General features: G+C 58.8%; 13 protein-coding genes. 3 read left to right on the top strand and 10 right to left on the bottom strand.

Annotated elements, in window-relative coordinates; all coding sequences use genetic code 11:
* Positions 1-87 precede the first annotated feature (87 nt).
* The 3 genes from QF045_RS10265 to QF045_RS10255 form a co-directional block, all read right to left on the bottom strand.
* Positions 88-3,372 carry a DEAD/DEAH box helicase gene (locus QF045_RS10265; RefSeq protein WP_306492095.1) on the bottom strand — a complete coding sequence of 1,095 codons (3,285 nt, stop codon included), beginning with the start codon at positions 3,370-3,372 and terminating at the stop codon, positions 88-90.
* Between the two features lie 116 nt (positions 3,373-3,488).
* The gene (gene nagZ / locus QF045_RS10260) at positions 3,489-4,499 is read right to left on the bottom strand and encodes a beta-N-acetylhexosaminidase (protein WP_306492094.1); all 1,011 of its coding nucleotides are present in this window, start codon (positions 4,497-4,499) and stop codon (positions 3,489-3,491) included.
* Positions 4,500-4,634: 135 nt separating this feature from the next.
* Positions 4,635-5,342 (bottom strand): TetR/AcrR family transcriptional regulator, encoded by a 708-nt coding sequence (locus tag QF045_RS10255; RefSeq protein ID WP_124409313.1) that lies wholly within the window; start codon positions 5,340-5,342, stop codon positions 4,635-4,637.
* A 263-nt stretch (positions 5,343-5,605) separates the two neighbouring features.
* Here QF045_RS10255 and lexA point away from each other — a divergent pair, with 263 nt between their 5' ends.
* A complete protein-coding gene (gene lexA, locus QF045_RS10250) occupies positions 5,606-6,214 on the top strand; it encodes a transcriptional repressor LexA (protein ID WP_306492093.1) in 609 nt (202 codons plus the stop codon).
* A gap of 10 nt (positions 6,215-6,224) precedes the next feature.
* Complete coding sequence (sulA, locus tag QF045_RS10245) at positions 6,225-6,698, top strand: SOS-induced cell division inhibitor SulA (RefSeq protein WP_065886339.1); 474 nt, start codon at positions 6,225-6,227, stop codon at positions 6,696-6,698.
* A gap of 23 nt (positions 6,699-6,721) precedes the next feature.
* Here the strand turns inward: sulA and QF045_RS10240 are convergent, their stop codons facing one another.
* From QF045_RS10240 to QF045_RS10210, 7 genes are all read right to left on the bottom strand, one after another.
* Positions 6,722-6,955: a hypothetical protein gene (locus QF045_RS10240; protein WP_003218969.1), complete on the bottom strand. Its 234-nt coding sequence runs from the start codon at positions 6,953-6,955 to the stop codon at positions 6,722-6,724.
* Between the two features lie 63 nt (positions 6,956-7,018).
* The gene (locus QF045_RS10235) at positions 7,019-7,540 is read right to left on the bottom strand and encodes a DUF6586 family protein (RefSeq protein ID WP_306492092.1); all 522 of its coding nucleotides are present in this window, start codon (positions 7,538-7,540) and stop codon (positions 7,019-7,021) included.
* A gap of 192 nt (positions 7,541-7,732) precedes the next feature.
* Complete coding sequence (gene topA / locus QF045_RS10230; protein ID WP_306492091.1) at positions 7,733-10,354, bottom strand: type I DNA topoisomerase; 2,622 nt, start codon at positions 10,352-10,354, stop codon at positions 7,733-7,735.
* A gap of 114 nt (positions 10,355-10,468) precedes the next feature.
* Entirely contained in the window at positions 10,469-10,705 is a 237-nt protein-coding gene (locus QF045_RS10225; protein WP_124385650.1) for a DUF1653 domain-containing protein, read from the bottom strand.
* Positions 10,706-10,800: 95 nt separating this feature from the next.
* Positions 10,801-11,976, bottom strand: a complete 1,176-nt coding sequence (gene fadA, locus QF045_RS10220) for an acetyl-CoA C-acyltransferase FadA (RefSeq protein ID WP_306492090.1) — start codon at positions 11,974-11,976, stop codon at positions 10,801-10,803.
* A gap of 29 nt (positions 11,977-12,005) precedes the next feature.
* Positions 12,006-14,153 carry a fatty acid oxidation complex subunit alpha FadB gene (fadB, locus tag QF045_RS10215; RefSeq protein ID WP_306492089.1) on the bottom strand — a complete coding sequence of 716 codons (2,148 nt, stop codon included), beginning with the start codon at positions 14,151-14,153 and terminating at the stop codon, positions 12,006-12,008.
* Between the two features lie 575 nt (positions 14,154-14,728).
* The gene (locus QF045_RS10210) at positions 14,729-15,166 is read right to left on the bottom strand and encodes a hypothetical protein (protein WP_306492088.1); all 438 of its coding nucleotides are present in this window, start codon (positions 15,164-15,166) and stop codon (positions 14,729-14,731) included.
* Between the two features lie 106 nt (positions 15,167-15,272).
* Between QF045_RS10210 and QF045_RS10205 the strand changes: the two genes are divergently transcribed.
* Positions 15,273-15,713: a universal stress protein gene (locus QF045_RS10205; protein ID WP_306492087.1), complete on the top strand. Its 441-nt coding sequence runs from the start codon at positions 15,273-15,275 to the stop codon at positions 15,711-15,713.
* The last annotated feature ends 77 nt before the right edge of the window (positions 15,714-15,790 follow it).

Here is a 15,790-nt window from a genome sequence, read left to right as displayed (position 1 = left end):
CAACGCGTTCATTTTGGATAAACGCGGTGGCCCTGAGTTCTTCGCGAGCAAGCTCGCTCCTACAAAAAGCGTTACTGGCATGATGGCTTAAGGCAACGGCGCGAACAGCGCCTCAATATCCCGCTGCTCCAGCTTCCAGCCAGCACTGGAGCCCCCTTCAAGCACGCCGTCGGCCAGCGCTGCCTTTTCCAATTGCAACGCCTGAATCTTTTCTTCCACCGTGCCCCTGGCAATCATCTTGTAAACAAACACCGGCTTATCCTGCCCGATCCGGTAAGCCCGGTCCGTGGCTTGATTTTCCACAGCCGGGTTCCACCAGGGGTCGTAATGAATCACCGTATCCGCCGCCGTCAAATTCAAGCCCGTTCCGCCCGCTTTCAGGCTGATCAGGAACAGCGGCGTCTTGCCGTCCTGAAAGTCTTTCACGGGGGTGCGCCGGTCTAGGGTTTCACCGGTCAGGATTGAATAGTCGACCTCACGCAGCTTCAGTTCCTCTTCGATTAACGCCAGCATCGAGGTGAACTGCGAGAACAGCAGGACGCGCCGCCCTTCGCTGAGCAATTCTTCGAGCATTTCCATCAAACTGCCAAGTTTGCCGGTACCCGCTCGCGCCAGTTTGGACGCTGGTGCACTCTTGACCAGGCGCAAGTCGCAGCAGACCTGGCGCAACTTGAGCAGCGCTTCGAGAATAATGATTTGGCTGCGGGCGACACCCTGCCGGGCAATCTCGTCGCGCACTTTTTTGTCCATCGCCACCCGCACGGTTTCATACACGTCACGCTGGGCGTCGCTCAAGTCCACCCAGTGCACGATCTCGGTCTTGGCCGGCAACTCGGTGGCAACCTGTTCTTTTTTACGGCGCAACAGGAAGGGTTTGATCTTCGCCGTCAGGTGCTGCATGCGTTGCGCATTACCGTGCTTTTCAATCGGTGTGCGGTAATTGCGATTGAAGGTTTTGCTGTCACCCAGCCACCCCGGCAACAGGAAATGAAACAGCGACCAGAGTTCGCCCAAATGGTTTTCCAACGGCGTCCCGCTCAGGCACAGCCGCTGGCCGGCATCCAGTTGGCGAGCGGCCTGGGCCGCCTTGCTGTTGGGATTTTTGATATTTTGCGCTTCGTCGAGGATCAGCACGCTCCAGCGCTGAGGCTGCAAGACTTCAAGGTCTCGCGGCAGCAGCGCGTAGGTGGTGAGTACCAGGTCGTAATCGGTCAAACGTGCGAAGTCAGCCTGACGCTGTGCACCGTGCAGCGCCAGGACTCTGAGCTGCGGCGTGAACCGTGCAGCTTCGTCGATCCAGTTCGGGATCAGGCTGGTAGGCATTACGGCCAATGCGGGCGTTTGCAATCGACCTGCCTGTTTTTCCAAGAGCAAGTGCGCAAGAGCTTGCAGAGTTTTGCCCAGGCCCATGTCATCCCCGAGAATCCCGCCGACTTCCAGCTCGCGCAAAGTCTGCATCCAGTTCAGGCCTTCGAGCTGATAGCCACGAAGTTCGGCGTTCAGGCCCTCCGGGGCAGATACCTGGGCATGGGTGGAGTCCTTGAGGCGCCTGGCGAAATCACGCAGTCGCTCGCCACCCCGCCACACCAAGGGCATTGCATCCAAATGACTGAGCCGAGCCGCATCGGGCGCACTCAGCCGTAATGCATCACCTTCGGTTGCGCCCAGGTAGAGTTCGCCGAGGGTTGCCATCAGGGGCTTGAGTCGCCCGTAAGGCAACGCAACCTTTGTTTGAGTGCGGGCGCCCAAACTCACCAACACGCGCTCATCGTCGTTACGTTCGGCCAAGTAGGCGGCATCGAGCAGCTTGGGCTGACGTCGCATCAAGTCGAGCATGATTGGCAACAGGCTATGCCGCTCGCCATTGACCTCAATGCCCAGCTCAAGATCGAACCATTCATTACCCGACGCTTCCTCGATGTCCGCATACCAATGGTCCACCGCGTCCACGTCGTAATAAAAGCCGGGCTGGATCACAATGTCCCACCCAGCTTCACGCAAAGCCGCCAGATCGTTTTCAACGAAACCCAGCCAGGCTTCATCGGTGGGGAGATCGAACATTTCCCCAGCGCTTTCAGGCAGCGCACGGGTTTTGCGATTGATCGCTTTGAATCCGATCTTCGTGAGCGCCTTGCGCAGCGCTTTTTCGGCCTCAGGCTTGCGTTGGATACGCTGGGTTTCGGTGCCGTTGAGTAGTTGGATATCCTCAGTGCCCTTGCCGCTGGTCAGGCTGGTGTCATAGCGGAAAGCCAACAACGCGCGATGCTCCCTATGGAACCGGCCGTAAACGTAGGCTTCGTCGCTTCCCAAGGTAAGACATCCTTGGGGTTCTAACGTATCCACGACGCGCTCGGTCAGCTCCTGCGGTGGAGGAATCACCTTGGACACCGCACTGATACGTTGACTGAATAACGCGGCTTGATCAGCTGGAATCAGCGGCAAGCCGCAAAGATGCATGGCCAGATTCTCATCCAGCCCATGCTCGAGCACCCCGACTTCCATGTTGTCGAGGTCAAGATAGTGAAGCGGTTTGAGCGGAAACATATCATCCAACTCACGGCCATCGCTGGTCCAGCGGGGGATGTAATCGCCATCGGGTGTCACCGCCCAATCGAAACGACCAGTGCGAGCCGGACCGGGATTAAGCGCTAGTCTTGGGCCCAGCTCAAGAAACAGGCGTTGGGTTTTTAACGCCAATTGGAGGATTTCGGCCCCCGTCTCGCCGGCCAACTGAAAACTGCTGCCGTAGCTGCCATAAGATCGGCCCAACAACAATAATCGACCAATGCGCGTATCCAGCTCATGCATGTAGCTGGGTGCACGCCGTAATGTCTCATCTATCGAGTACAAGGGCTTGATATCGCTGTACTCACCTTTTTTGGTCACGCGCGCCCGGTACACCTCGAATGTCCAGCCACTGGAATAAACCTCGGGAGTGACTTGGTACAGCAAACAAGTACCGGTGTTCTTGGGCGCAGCCTCACCTGGCGGGGTGGGCTTGGGGATACTTTCAAGCCAGTTTTCGAGCTGCGGACTCAGGCGATTACCCACCGGCTTTTTCGTCTCGTTCAGCTCTTCGTACAGCACAGTCAACGTAAACAAGACCGCAGCCGCGTGCTTGCAATTGATCGCCACCGGGCAAGAACACACACACCTGATGCCCGTCAAACGGGATGGTGCACCCTCCAGGGCAATCGACAGGCCATAGACATTACGGCCCGAGCCCTTGCAACGTGCGATCAACCTGTGAGGTCCGAATTCTTTTATCTCAATGCGATTTTCGCCGGCGTACTCAAACCCGCGCTCCAGCGAGCGAGGCTCAAAGTACGCTTGCCAATCCAACTCGACGATACGGGCAATCAGGTCGTTCATAAAACTGAACTCTACAGCCACCAGCAATGGGACTTAAGCAGGACAACTCTGACACTACGGCAAGAGATAGCTACAGCCTTATTCGGATGTTTCCTACACCAAGCGTTCAACAATACTTATTCGATCAGTTGAGCATCCCGCAACGCTCCAAGCGCTGTCAGCCAACGTGGATCCTGTTTGTATTCCGTCGAGGCAATCGCCTGCCCGCGCATACGCGCAATCCGCGCCGAGGGTTTGACCTTCATCCGCTGCGCCGCACTCAGCGCCAGTTCGGCAGCCGCACGATCGTTGCACACCAGCCCCATGTCGCAGCCCGCCGTCAGCGCGGCTTCGATACGGCTGGCGGCATCGCCCACCACATGGGCACCGGCCATGGACAGGTCGTCACTGAAAATCACTCCGTCGAACTGCAATTCGCCGCGCAGGATGTCCTGCAGCCAACGGCGTGAGAAGCCTGCAGGCTGGGCATCGACTTGCGGATAGATGACATGGGCCGGCATCACCGCCGCCAATTGCTTGCTCAGGCGGGCGAACGGTACGAGGTCGTTGGCGCGAATCTGTTCCAGGCTGCGCTCGTCGTTGGGAATCGCGACGTGGGAATCGGCTTCGGCCCAACCGTGGCCAGGGAAATGCTTACCGGTGGCGGCCATGCCGGCGCTGTTCATGCCGCGGATAAAGGCACCGGCGAGCACGGCAGCGCGCTCGGGGTCGCCTTCGAACGAGCGGGTGCCGACCACGGCGCTGCGCTGGTAGTCCAGGTCCAGCACCGGAGCGAAGCTGAGGTCCAGGCCCACGGCGAGGACTTCGGTGGCCATGACCCAGCCACATTGTTCGGCCAGGTATTCGGCATTGGGGTTATCAGCCAGCGCGCGCATGGCCGGCAAGCGCACAAAGCCCTGGCGCAGGCGCTGCACGCGACCGCCTTCCTGGTCGACCGCCAGCAGCAGGTCCGGGCGCACCGCACGAATCGCAGCGCTCAACTCGCGGACCTGGCGCGGGTGCTCGATGTTGCGCGCAAAAATGATCAAGCCGCCCACTTCCGGCTGACGCAACAGATGGCGATCCTCGGCCGTCAGCCAGGTACCCGCCACGTCGACCATCAAAGAACCTTGCAGGGCAGCAGTCATAAACCTTCCTTAAATAACGCGCGCAACCCGCCATTCCTACCCGATTCGGTAAGCACGAGGGGTTGCCCATAAATAGCTGAAATCGACATGGCGGCTAGCTTAGCGGATGCAAGCGGCCGCGCACACCCGTTGCGGTCAAACCTTGGCGAGGGTGGGTGTGGATTTGCTGCGCGGGCGCAATTGGGCGACGGCCATGGCCTGGTCGGTCACGCCGGTTTCGGCGCGCATGCCCGCGGCGAGGAACGGCACCATCAGGCGCATCACCTGCTCGATGGACGTATTGACGCCGAAATCGGTCTCGGCAATTGCACGCAGCGCCTTGATCCCGGACATGCTGAAGGCCGCAGCGCCGAGCATGAAGTGCACGCGCCAGAACAGTTCGATCGGCGGGATACGCGGGGCGGCTTCATTGACCAGCAGCATATAGCGGCGAAACACCTTGCCGTACATGTCTTCCAGATACCGGCGCAGGTGGCCCTGGCTCTGGCTGAACGCCAAGCCCAAAAGGCGCATGAAGATAGACAAGTCGTTGCCGCTGCGTGGCTGCACCACCAGGGCTTGCTCAACCAGGATTTCCAGCAGCTCTTCCAGGCTTGGCTTGTTGTCGGCCTTGGCCTGGCGACGCTCCAGCTCGCGATCGAGGCTGGCACAGAACGGCCCCAGGAAGCGCGAGAACACCGCTTGGATCAGGGCTTTTTTTGAGCCGAAATGGTAGTTCACAGCAGCGAGATTGACCCCGGCCTTGCTGGTGATCAGCCGCAATGAAGTTTCAGCAAATCCTTTTTCCGCGAACAATTGCTCGGCAGCATCGAGAATGCGTTCAACGGTTTCCGACTGGGCCATGGCTACTCCGCCTGACAAACACTTGTTTGAAACATACGTTTCAGGGTATGTCTTGTCAAGCCTGCGGGTCCGTTTTCCGGCCGGTCAGTCATCTATTTCGTCGCTATTTAATCACATCCTGCGCGGTCTGTAGGCAGCGCTATCCGTGCCTTGTAGTACAGGTGATGAATGACCGTCCAGCGGGGCCGCACAAAAGGATGATTGCCAAGCGCCGTTCACTGTATATAATCCCAGTCACTGTATAAAAAGCCAGAGCGATCAACATGCTAAAACTGACGCCACGCCAAGCTGAGATTCTGGGGTTTATCAAGCGCTGTCTTGATGACAATGGTTACCCACCGACACGCGCCGAAATTGCGCAGGAACTGGGTTTCAAGTCTCCCAACGCTGCCGAAGAGCACCTCAAGGCCCTCGCTCGCAAAGGCGCGATCGAGATGACCCCCGGTGCTTCACGCGGCATTCGTATCCCTGGCTTCGAAGCCAAGGCCGACGAATCGACACTGCCGATCATCGGTCGAGTGGCCGCCGGTGCGCCGATCCTGGCGCAACAGCACGTCGAAGAGTCCTGCAACATTAACCCGACCTTCTTTCATCCGCGTGCCGATTACCTGTTGCGGGTGCATGGCATGAGCATGAAGGACGTGGGCATCTTCGACGGTGACCTTCTGGCCGTACACACCACCCGCGAAGCCCGTAATGGCCAGATCGTGGTGGCGCGGATCGGTGATGAAGTCACCGTCAAGCGTTTCAAGCGTGAAGGCAGCAAGGTCTGGCTCATGGCGGAAAACCCGGAGTTCGCGCCGATTGAAGTGAACCTGAAAGACCAGGACCTGGTGATCGAAGGCTTGAGTGTCGGCGTTATTCGCCGCTAAAGGAGACATCATGCAGCTCGTGCACACCCCACAACACACACAACTGTCGCTGTTCGAGGCCTTTATGGCTCAACCCCTTGCGCCCATCCTCAAGGAAACGGTCGAAGCTCCCTGGAGCTGCGAGCCCGAGGTATTCAGTGAATTGTCGTTGCGTGGGGCTGCCGGGAGCTGCCTGAGCTTATTGGCGCCGATTCTGCGCGAACTCAGCGAGGAGCAGGATGCGCGCTGGTTGACCCTGATCGCCCCGCCCGCCAGCCTGACACAGGCGTGGTTGCGGGATGCCGGCCTCAACCGTGAGCGTATTCTGTTGCTGCAGCCACGGGGCGCGCAAAGTGCCCAGCAATTGACCTGCGAAGCCTTGCGCCTGGGTCGTAGCCATACGGTAGTGAGCTGGCTGAACCCGTTGAATGCAACGGCCAAGCAGCAGTTGATCAGCGCCGCCCACACAGGCGATGCGCAAAGCTTGAATATTCGACTGGGATAAAAGGTAGGCGGGTTACACAGGGCTCAGTGAAGAATCCGTGGCCCATCTTCCTTCTCAGGCTCGCCTTCAGCTAGGCGACCTGCCATTTGCACGCCAACGCTCAACATGGCTTTGGCCACTTCCACATGCTGGCCTTGCAGGAACGCTTTTGCGTCTTCGGAAAAGTCCAGGATAACCAGAGAACCTTCGTCCTCAGCCCGGCGCAGCTCGATTCGGCCGTCAGGCAGTTCAACAATTTCCAGAAAGGACGTTGGCATAAAAGTCTGTTCTCCACGAAAGCGCGGGATTATATCAGTGTTGTGGCGTGCAGGCTTGCCCGCTCAGCACTCGTTCAAGCCTTCACGAAAGCGCAATGCCAGCTTTTTCAGCTCCTGGCGCCAGCTTTCCAGCTCTTCCCGGCTCAAAGGCTTGGGCTCATCCGTTTCCAACGCAACTGCCACGATCAGCGGCTGCGTCACATCACCTTTGGGTACATGAGGAACGCGCGGCGGCTGGAACATGTCGGCATGCGCCTTGAGCAGGCGGGCTACCCAACTGTCCGGGCTCTGGGCCATTTCCACCAGTTCGGCCAGTTCCGGGATGGCCATGGTTTCCAGCACTTCCCGGGTCATGATCATTTCGGCGCGGGGCGAACCGGCCTGGGGCAAGCGGTAGAACCCGGCGATTTCATGGCATAGCCCCAGCAACGCGCCGTACAGGTGGAACAGAGCAGCTTCGCGCCCCGCCTGGACCAGCGCGATGGCATTCATCTCCTTGCCCGCCTCGGCACGACCAAGGGCTTCCAGGGACAAACCCGCGAAGTAGATTTTCTGGTTGGTACGGGTATAGAGCTCGTGGGCCACGACGGCAATCTCCACAACGAATTAAGCGTGATGCTGGCTGTGTAGGAGCGAGCTTGCTCGCGAGAAACCTTAAGACACCGCGGGATGTCAGACCTTCCGCGTTTTCGTTAACGACTTTCGCGAGCAAGCTCGCTCCTACAGTAAGCAAAAGCCGCCTATGCAGACGGCTTTTGAAGTTATCAGACTAGCGGATCAAGCGCCCTGGCGCTTGTCCTCGACCTTCCACTTGCCACCGTCGTAAAACGCTTTCCAGCCGGTAGGCTTGCCGTCGACTTCGGTCTGCACGTACTGCTCCTTGGTCTTGCGGCTATAGCGGATCACGGCTGGGCGACCATCCGGGTCCTTCTTCGGCGCTTCACACAGGAAGTGGTACTTCGGATCGATCTCGTCCTTGTGCGGCACGATCTCCATCACCAGCGGTGCACGGGTCTCGCGGTTTTTCGGGAACTGGCTGGCGGCCAGGAACAGGCCCGAAGCACCGTCGCGCAGGATGTAGGTGTCGTTGACCTTCTCGCACTTGAGCTCGGGCATCTTCACCGGGTCCATCTTCGGCGGCGCCGCGTCACCGCTTTTCAGCAGTTTGCGGGTGTTCTTGCAGGTTGGGTTGGTGCAACCGAAGAACTTGCCGAAACGGCCGGTCTTGAGCTGCATCTCACTGCCGCACTTGTCGCATTCCAGGCTCGGACCTTCGTAGCCCTTGATGCGATAGGTGCCCTCTTCAATCTCGTAACCATTGCAATCGGGGTTATTACCGCAGATGTGCAGCTTGTGCTTCTCGTCCAGCAGGTAGGCGTCCATCGCCGTGCTGCAGATCGGGCAGCGGTGCTTGCCGCGCAGTACCAGAGACTCGGATTCACCCTCGTCATCGGCGGCGATTTCATCACCCGGCACCAGGTTGACGGTGGCCTTGCAGCGCTCTTTAGGCGGCAGACTGTAGCCGGAGCAACCCAGGAACACGCCGGTGGACGCCGTACGAATCTGCATCGGCCGGCCACACGTGGTACACGGAATATCCGTCATCACCGGCTGGTTGGCACGCATGCCGCTCTCAGGGCTTTCGGCCACTTCGAGTTTTTTCTTGAAGTCACCGTAGAACTCGTCCAGCACGCTTTTCCAGTCGCGCTCGCCCTGGGCCACGTCATCGAGGTTCTCTTCCATGCCGGCGGTGAAGCCGTAGTCCATGAGGTTGGAGAAACTCTCGGACAGCCGCTCAGTGACGATATCGCCCATCTTTTCCGAGTAGAAACGACGGTTGTGCAGCGCCACGTAGCCACGGTCCTGGATGGTGGAGATGATCGCCGCGTAGGTCGAAGGACGACCGATACCGCGCTTTTCCATCTCCTTGACCAGGCTGGCTTCCGAATAACGCGCCGGTGGCTTGGTGAAGTGCTGGGACGGGTCAAGCTTGATCAGCTTCAACGTGTCGCCCTGGGCCATGTCAGGCAGCACATCATCATCGCCCGGCTTGGCGATCTGCGGCATAACGCGGGTGTAGCCGTCGAACTTGAGGATACGGCCCTTGGCACGCAGCTCGAAGTCGGACGCAGCAACGCTCACGGTGGTGGACAGGTATTGCGCCGGCAGCATCTGGCAAGCCAGGAATTGGCGCCAGATCAGCTCGTAGAGGCGCTCAGCGTCGCGTTCCATGCCGCTCAGTTTGGCGGGCGTGGTGTTGGCGTCTGAAGGACGAATCGCTTCGTGAGCCTCTTGGGCGCCTTCCTTACTGCTGTAGACGTTGGGCTTCTCCGGCAGGTACTTCTTGCCGAATTCGCTTTCAATATAGGTGCGCGCCATCGCTACCGCGTCTTGCGACAGGTTGGTGGAGTCGGTACGCATATAAGTGATGTAGCCGGCTTCGTACAGACGCTGGGCCATCATCATGGTTTTCTTCACACCGAAGCCCAGGCGGTTGCTCGCCGCCTGCTGCAGGGTGGAGGTGATGAACGGCGCCGACGGCTTGCTGCTGGTCGGTTTGTCTTCACGCTTGACGATGCTGTAGCTGGAGGCCTTGAGCTTCTCCAGCGCGGCCATGGCCTGGGCTTCGTTCAGCGGCTTGAAGGCTTCGCCTTTTTCGCGGGCCACTTCAAAGCGCACATTGGCGCCCTTGGCGGTGCCGAGGTCGGCGTGGACTTCCCAATACTCTTCAGGGATGAACGCACGAATCTCGCGCTCACGCTCCACCACCAGCTTGACCGCTACCGATTGCACACGGCCGGCAGACAGGCCGCGGGCAATCTTGGCCCACAGCAATGGCGAAACCATATAACCCACCACGCGATCGAGGAAACGCCGTGCCTGCTGGGCGTTGACGCGATCGATGTCCAGCTCGCCCGGCTTGGAGAAGGCTTCCTGGATGGCTTTCTTGGTGATTTCGTTGAACACCACACGCTTGTAGCGGCTGTCGTCACCGCCGATAGCTTCCCGCAGGTGCCAGGCAATGGCTTCCCCTTCGCGGTCCAAGTCGGTTGCGAGATAGATGGTGTCAGCATCCTTGGCGAGCCGGCGCAGCTCTTCGATGACCTTTTCCTTGCCCGGAAGGATTTCGTACTTGGCCTTCCAGCCATGATCCGGGTCCACACCCATGCGCGAGACCAGCTGCTTGCGCGCTTTCTCTTTGGGCGTGAGCACCGGACCTTCGCCCGCGGCGGCCTTGCCGCGCTTGGCGGCAGGCTCCTTGCTGGCGCTAGCCGAACCGCTGGTGGGCAGGTCTCGGATATGGCCGATACTCGACTTCACCACGTACTCGTTGCCCAAGTACTTGTTGATGGTCTTGGCCTTAGCCGGGGATTCCACAATGACCAGCGATTTGCCCATGGATCGGAAAATTCCTGAATTCGAGAAGTGAAAGGCAGTTGGCGCCTGACGCGGCAACGCTATATATAGTGGCAACCGGGTGAGGTCAAGCGCAGCATTCTGCGCGACCTGCCGTTATTGCCCTTTAAAAAGACTGGGTTCGGCCTGGACCAAAGCAAAGCGCGGGACCTGCTCGCCGTCAACTTCGACGGACTCCAGGAACATGCTCAAGGGGCGCACCCAAAAGCCGTATTCACCATACAGTGCTTGGTAGAACACCACTTCTTCTTCGGTTTCAGAGTGCCGCGCCACGCTGAAAACGCGGTACTGCGGGCCCTTATAATGTTGGTAGAGCCCGGGTTCGACTTTCATGCTCTGACCTCCCTACAAAATTTGTCGAAAAAAAATTAAAAATTCCAAAAAACAAAAACCGGGGCACTGGGCCCCGGCTTCCGTCAACCTAACGCTTAGACGCGTTCGAAGACGGTGGTAATGCCTTGGCCGAGACCAATGCACATGGTTGCAACCCCAAGGTTGCCGCCATTTTGCTTCATCACGTTAAGCAATGTGCCGGAAATGCGCGCACCGGAGCAACCGAATGGGTGGCCCAGGGCAATCGCGCCGCCGTGCAGGTTAACCTTCTCATTCATCTTGTCGAGTACTTTCAGATCTTTCAGCACTGGCAGGGCCTGTGCGGCGAAAGCTTCGTTGAGCTCGAAGAAGTCGATATCGGAGATGGTCAGGCCCGCGCGCTTCAAGGCTTTTTGTGTGGCCGGTACTGGACCATAGCCCATGATCGCCGGGTCCACACCCGCAACGGCCATCGAACGGATGACGGCCATCGGCTGGATACCCAGGTCCTGGGCACGCTGCGCCGACATCACGATCATGCACGAAGCACCGTCGGTGATTTGCGACGACGTACCGGCAGTCACGGTGCCGCCCTTTGGATTGAAGGCTGGCTTGAGCGCCGCCAGGCTTTCCAGGGTGGTGTCCGGACGAATGGTTTCGTCGTAGTCGAACAACTTCAGGAAGCCGTTCTCGTCGTAGCCGTTCATCGGGATGATTTCATCCTTGAACTTGCCTTCCACGGTCGCCTTATGAGCGAGCTGGTGGGAGCGCAGGCCGAACGCGTCCTGGGCTTCGCGGGTAATGCCGTGCATCTTGCCGAGCATTTCCGCGGTCAGGCCCATCATGCCCGAGGCTTTTGCCGCGTACAGCGACATGTGCGGGTTAGGGTCGACGCCGTGCATCATGCTGACGTGGCCCATGTGCTCCACGCCACCGACCACGAACACATCACCGTTACCGGTCATGATCGCCTGGGCGGCGGTGTGCAGCGCGCTCATCGACGAACCGCACAAGCGGCTCACGGTCTGGCCGGCCGCGGTGTGCGGGATCTGCGTCATCAAGGAGGCCATGCGCGCGATGTTCCAGCCCTGCTCCAGGGTCTGGTTCACGCAGCCCCAGATCACGTCTTCGACTTCGTTCGGGTCAACCTTGACGTTGCGTTCCAGCAGCTTACTGATCAGGTGCGCCGACATATCTTCGGCGCGGGTGTTGCGGTGCATGCCGCCCTTGGAGCGGCCCATCGGCGTACGACCGAAGTCGACAATCACGACGTCTCTTGGATTCAAGCTCATAAATATTCTCGCTCTAGTCGATTGGGCGCTTAACCGAAGAAGCTCTGGCCGTTCTTGGCCATTTCACGCAGCTTCGCGGTCGGGTGGTACAGCGGGCCCAAATCAGCGTATTTGTCAGCCAGGGCAACGAACTCAGCCACACCGATCGAATCGATGTAACGCAGCGCACCACCACGGAATGGAGGGAAACCAATACCGTACACCAGGCCCATATCGGCTTCGGCGGCGGTCTCGACGATGCCGTCTTCCAGGCAACGCACGGTTTCCAGGCACAGGGCGATCATCATCCAGTTGATGATGTCCTCGTCGGACACCTCACGCTGTTCGTAGATGATCGGCTTGAGCACTTCCAGTACCGACGGGTCGGCGACTTTCTTCTGCTTGCCCTTCTTGTCGGTCTCGTAGGCGTAGAAGCCCTTGCCATTCTTCTGGCCCAGGCGCTTGGCTTCGTAGAGGGCGTCGACGGCCGAACGACGGTCGTCTTTCATGCGGTCCGGGAAGCCTTCAGCCATGACGTCGCGACCGTGGTGCCCGGTGTCGATGCCGACCACGTCCATCAGGTACGCCGGGCCCATCGGCCAGCCGAACTTTTCCATGACCTTGTCGATGCGCACGAAATCCACACCCGCGCTGACCAGCTTGGCGAAACCGCCGAAGTAAGGGAACAGCACGCGGTTGACCAAAAAGCCCGGGCAGTCATTGACCACGATCGGGTTCTTGCCCATTTTCTTGGCGTAGGCAACGGTGGTGGCAACGGCCAACTCGCTGGACTTCTCGCCACGGATCACTTCCACCAGCGGCATCATGTGCACCGGGTTGAAGAAGTGCATGCCGACGAAGTTTTCCGGACGCTTGAGGGCCTTGGCCAGCAAGCTGATGGAAATGGTCGAGGTGTTGGAGGCCAGGATGGTGTCGTCTTTGACCTGGGCTTCGACTTCAGCCAGTACCGCCTGCTTGACCTTCGGGTTTTCGACAACGGCTTCGACCACCAGGTCGACGTGGCCGAAATCGCCGTAGGACAGCGTGGGACGGATGCCGTTAAGCACTTCGGCCATTTTCGCGGCGGTCATACGACCTTTATCAACGCGGCCCACCAGCAGCTTGGCGGCTTCCGCCAGGCCCTGCTCGATGCCGTGTTCATTGATGTCTTTCATCAGGATCGGCGTGCCTTTGGACGCCGACTGGTAAGCGATACCGCCACCCATGATACCGGCGCCCAGTACGGCGGCCTGCTTCACGTCCTTGGCGATTTCGTCGTAGGCCTTGGCTTTTTTCTTCAGTTCCTGATCGTTCAGGAACAAGCCGATCAGGCTCTGTGCAGCCGAGGTTTTCGCCAGTTTGGCGAAGCCCGCCGCTTCCACTTCCAGGGCTTTGTCGCGACCGAAGTTCGCCGCCTTCTGGATCGTCTTGATCGCCTCGACCGGCGCCGGGTAGTTAGGACCGGCCTGGCCCGCTACGAAACCCTTGGCGGTTTCGAACGACATCATTTGTTCGATGGCGTTGAGCTTGAGTTTTTCCAGCTTCGGCTGACGCTTGGCCTTGTAGTCGAATTCGCCGCTGATGGCGCCCTTGATCAGGTTCAGCGCGGCTTCAGCGAGTTTGTCCGGGGCAACCACAGCATCGACAGCACCCACTTTCAGCGCGTCTTCAGCGTTGTTTTCCTTGCCGGCGGCAATCCATTCGATGGCGTTGTCGGCACCAATCAGACGTGGCAAACGCACAGTGCCGCCAAAGCCTGGGTAGATGCCGAGCTTGACTTCAGGCAGGCCGATCTTGGCGGTCGCGGACATCACACGGAAGTCGGCCGCCAGGCACATTTCCAGGCCACCGCCCAGGGCGATGCCGTTGATCGCAGCAACGGTAGGTACGTTGAGGTCTTCGAAATCGCTGAAAATCTTGTTGGCTTCGAGGTTGCCAGCCACCAGCTCGGCATCGGGCAGCTTGAAGTTTTCGACGAATTCGGTGATGTCAGCGCCGACGATAAACACGTCCTTGCCGCTGGAGACGATCACGCCCTTGACCGAAGCATCTGCTTTGATGGTATCTACAGCCTGACGCAGTTCGTTCAGGGTTAGACGGTTGAACTTGTTGACGGACTCACCCTTGAGGTCGAATTTCAATTCGACGATGCCACTTTCAAGAGCCTTAACCGTGATGGCTTTACCTTCGTAAATCATCAACTGATCTCCACGATATGGAAGCTGAACAGTACACACCGGACGCTGGCCTCTGGTTTGACATTGACAGCTGCGTCAATGCTCACGCCAATACGCCAGGCACACCCGCCAGTGCGATAGTCGGGGTTATGTCAGAGTCGCCTGTAGGACAAACGCTCAATTCATACGCCCGTTTGATTTGGGTACGCCACCTTCATCCAATTCCGGGCAATTGTCAATCGCTCCAAAGGCTAGGAAAAACGCGACTTTCCAGTCATTTCAGAACCCCAACCCTAAGCCCGCCACCCGTCAATATTCAAATATTCACAGGATCAATAATAGGAAAGTTGTCGGAAAAGGCTGTACGCAATGGGATATGCGGCTAGGCTAGCTGCAACCCAAATGCTTTCGAATGAATTTACCGGCCTGCCTGGCCAACTCCAGCCCGATGATATGTCGGGCTTTTTATTGCCTGGCTTTTTGTAGGAGCGAGCTTGCTCGCGAAAAACGTGAGGGCGACCCGGATACCCTGAAATGCCTGCGTCATCGTTGACGATCTTCGCGAGCAAGCTCGCTCCTACAGGGAAGCGGCGGCGTCAGGCCAATGCTTTGAGCAGCGCATCAATATCCTTCAACACGCTTGCCTCGCCCTTCTCGCCCCAATACAGGGCGATCATTTGCCTGTCGGCCTCGACCTTGTAGACGTTGGCCGGCAGCGTAGAAAAATACGGCAACAACTTCTCGTCCACGCAAACCTCACGCCATTGGTTGACCCACACCCCGGGTTCCAACTGCCAGTAACTCCAGATGGCCGGCGTACTGCCGCGTCGTGGCCGGCAATACTGCGCGCAGGGGCTCGGCGGCTCTTGCTTGAGCCAGTGCGGCCACTCCTGGGGCGCCAGCTGCATGGCCAGCCCGATGCGTCGTGCCTCCATGCGCAAGGCCATGCGCCCGCTCTGATGGCGCGATGGGCGCAACCATGCCAGAGGGCTCAGAACCACCACAAGGATTGACACCACTATCCAGACCGTCATATGTGTACTCCCGAATTTCCTGATGAGCGGACTTGATCTGACGCAAGCCGATCCGCTTGAAAGCAGCCATACTGAATTTATTGCAGTCCCCCTGGAGGAACGCCCCATGCCCTACGAACATATTCTGGTCGCTGTCGACCTGACCGAAGAGTGCGATCCAGTGATCAAGCGTGCACGGGAATCCGCCGTTGCCAATGGCGCCAAACTGTCCCTGGTGCATATCGTCGAACCCATGGCCATGGCCTTCGGTGGCGACGTGCCGATGGACCTTTCCCAGCTACAGCAGCAACAGTTCGACCAGGCCAAGGAGCGCCTGGAGCGGTTGATCATCAAGTATCCCGAGTTAAAGAAGGAAAATTCCCACCTCACCTACGGCCAACCGCGCCAGGAAATCCACCACATCGCCAAGGAGCAAGGCTGCGACCTGATCGTGGTGGGCAGCCATGGCCGACACGGTCTGGCGCTGCTGCTGGGCTCTACCGCCAATGATGTGCTGCATGGCGCGCCGTGCGATGTGCTGGCGGTAAGGTTGGTAAAAAATACTTAAGTACACCGCAGAACCCATGTGGGAGGGGGCTTACCCCCGATAGCAGTCTGTCAGTTGATGCATCAGGTGAGTGATAC

Origin of the sequence: Pseudomonas sp. W4I3, from assembly GCF_030816195.1 — a bacterium.
Taxonomy (GTDB): domain Bacteria; phylum Pseudomonadota; class Gammaproteobacteria; order Pseudomonadales; family Pseudomonadaceae; genus Aquipseudomonas.
The sequence above is the reverse complement of the archived record's forward strand: the minus strand, read 5'-3'. Positions and strand labels throughout refer to the sequence as shown.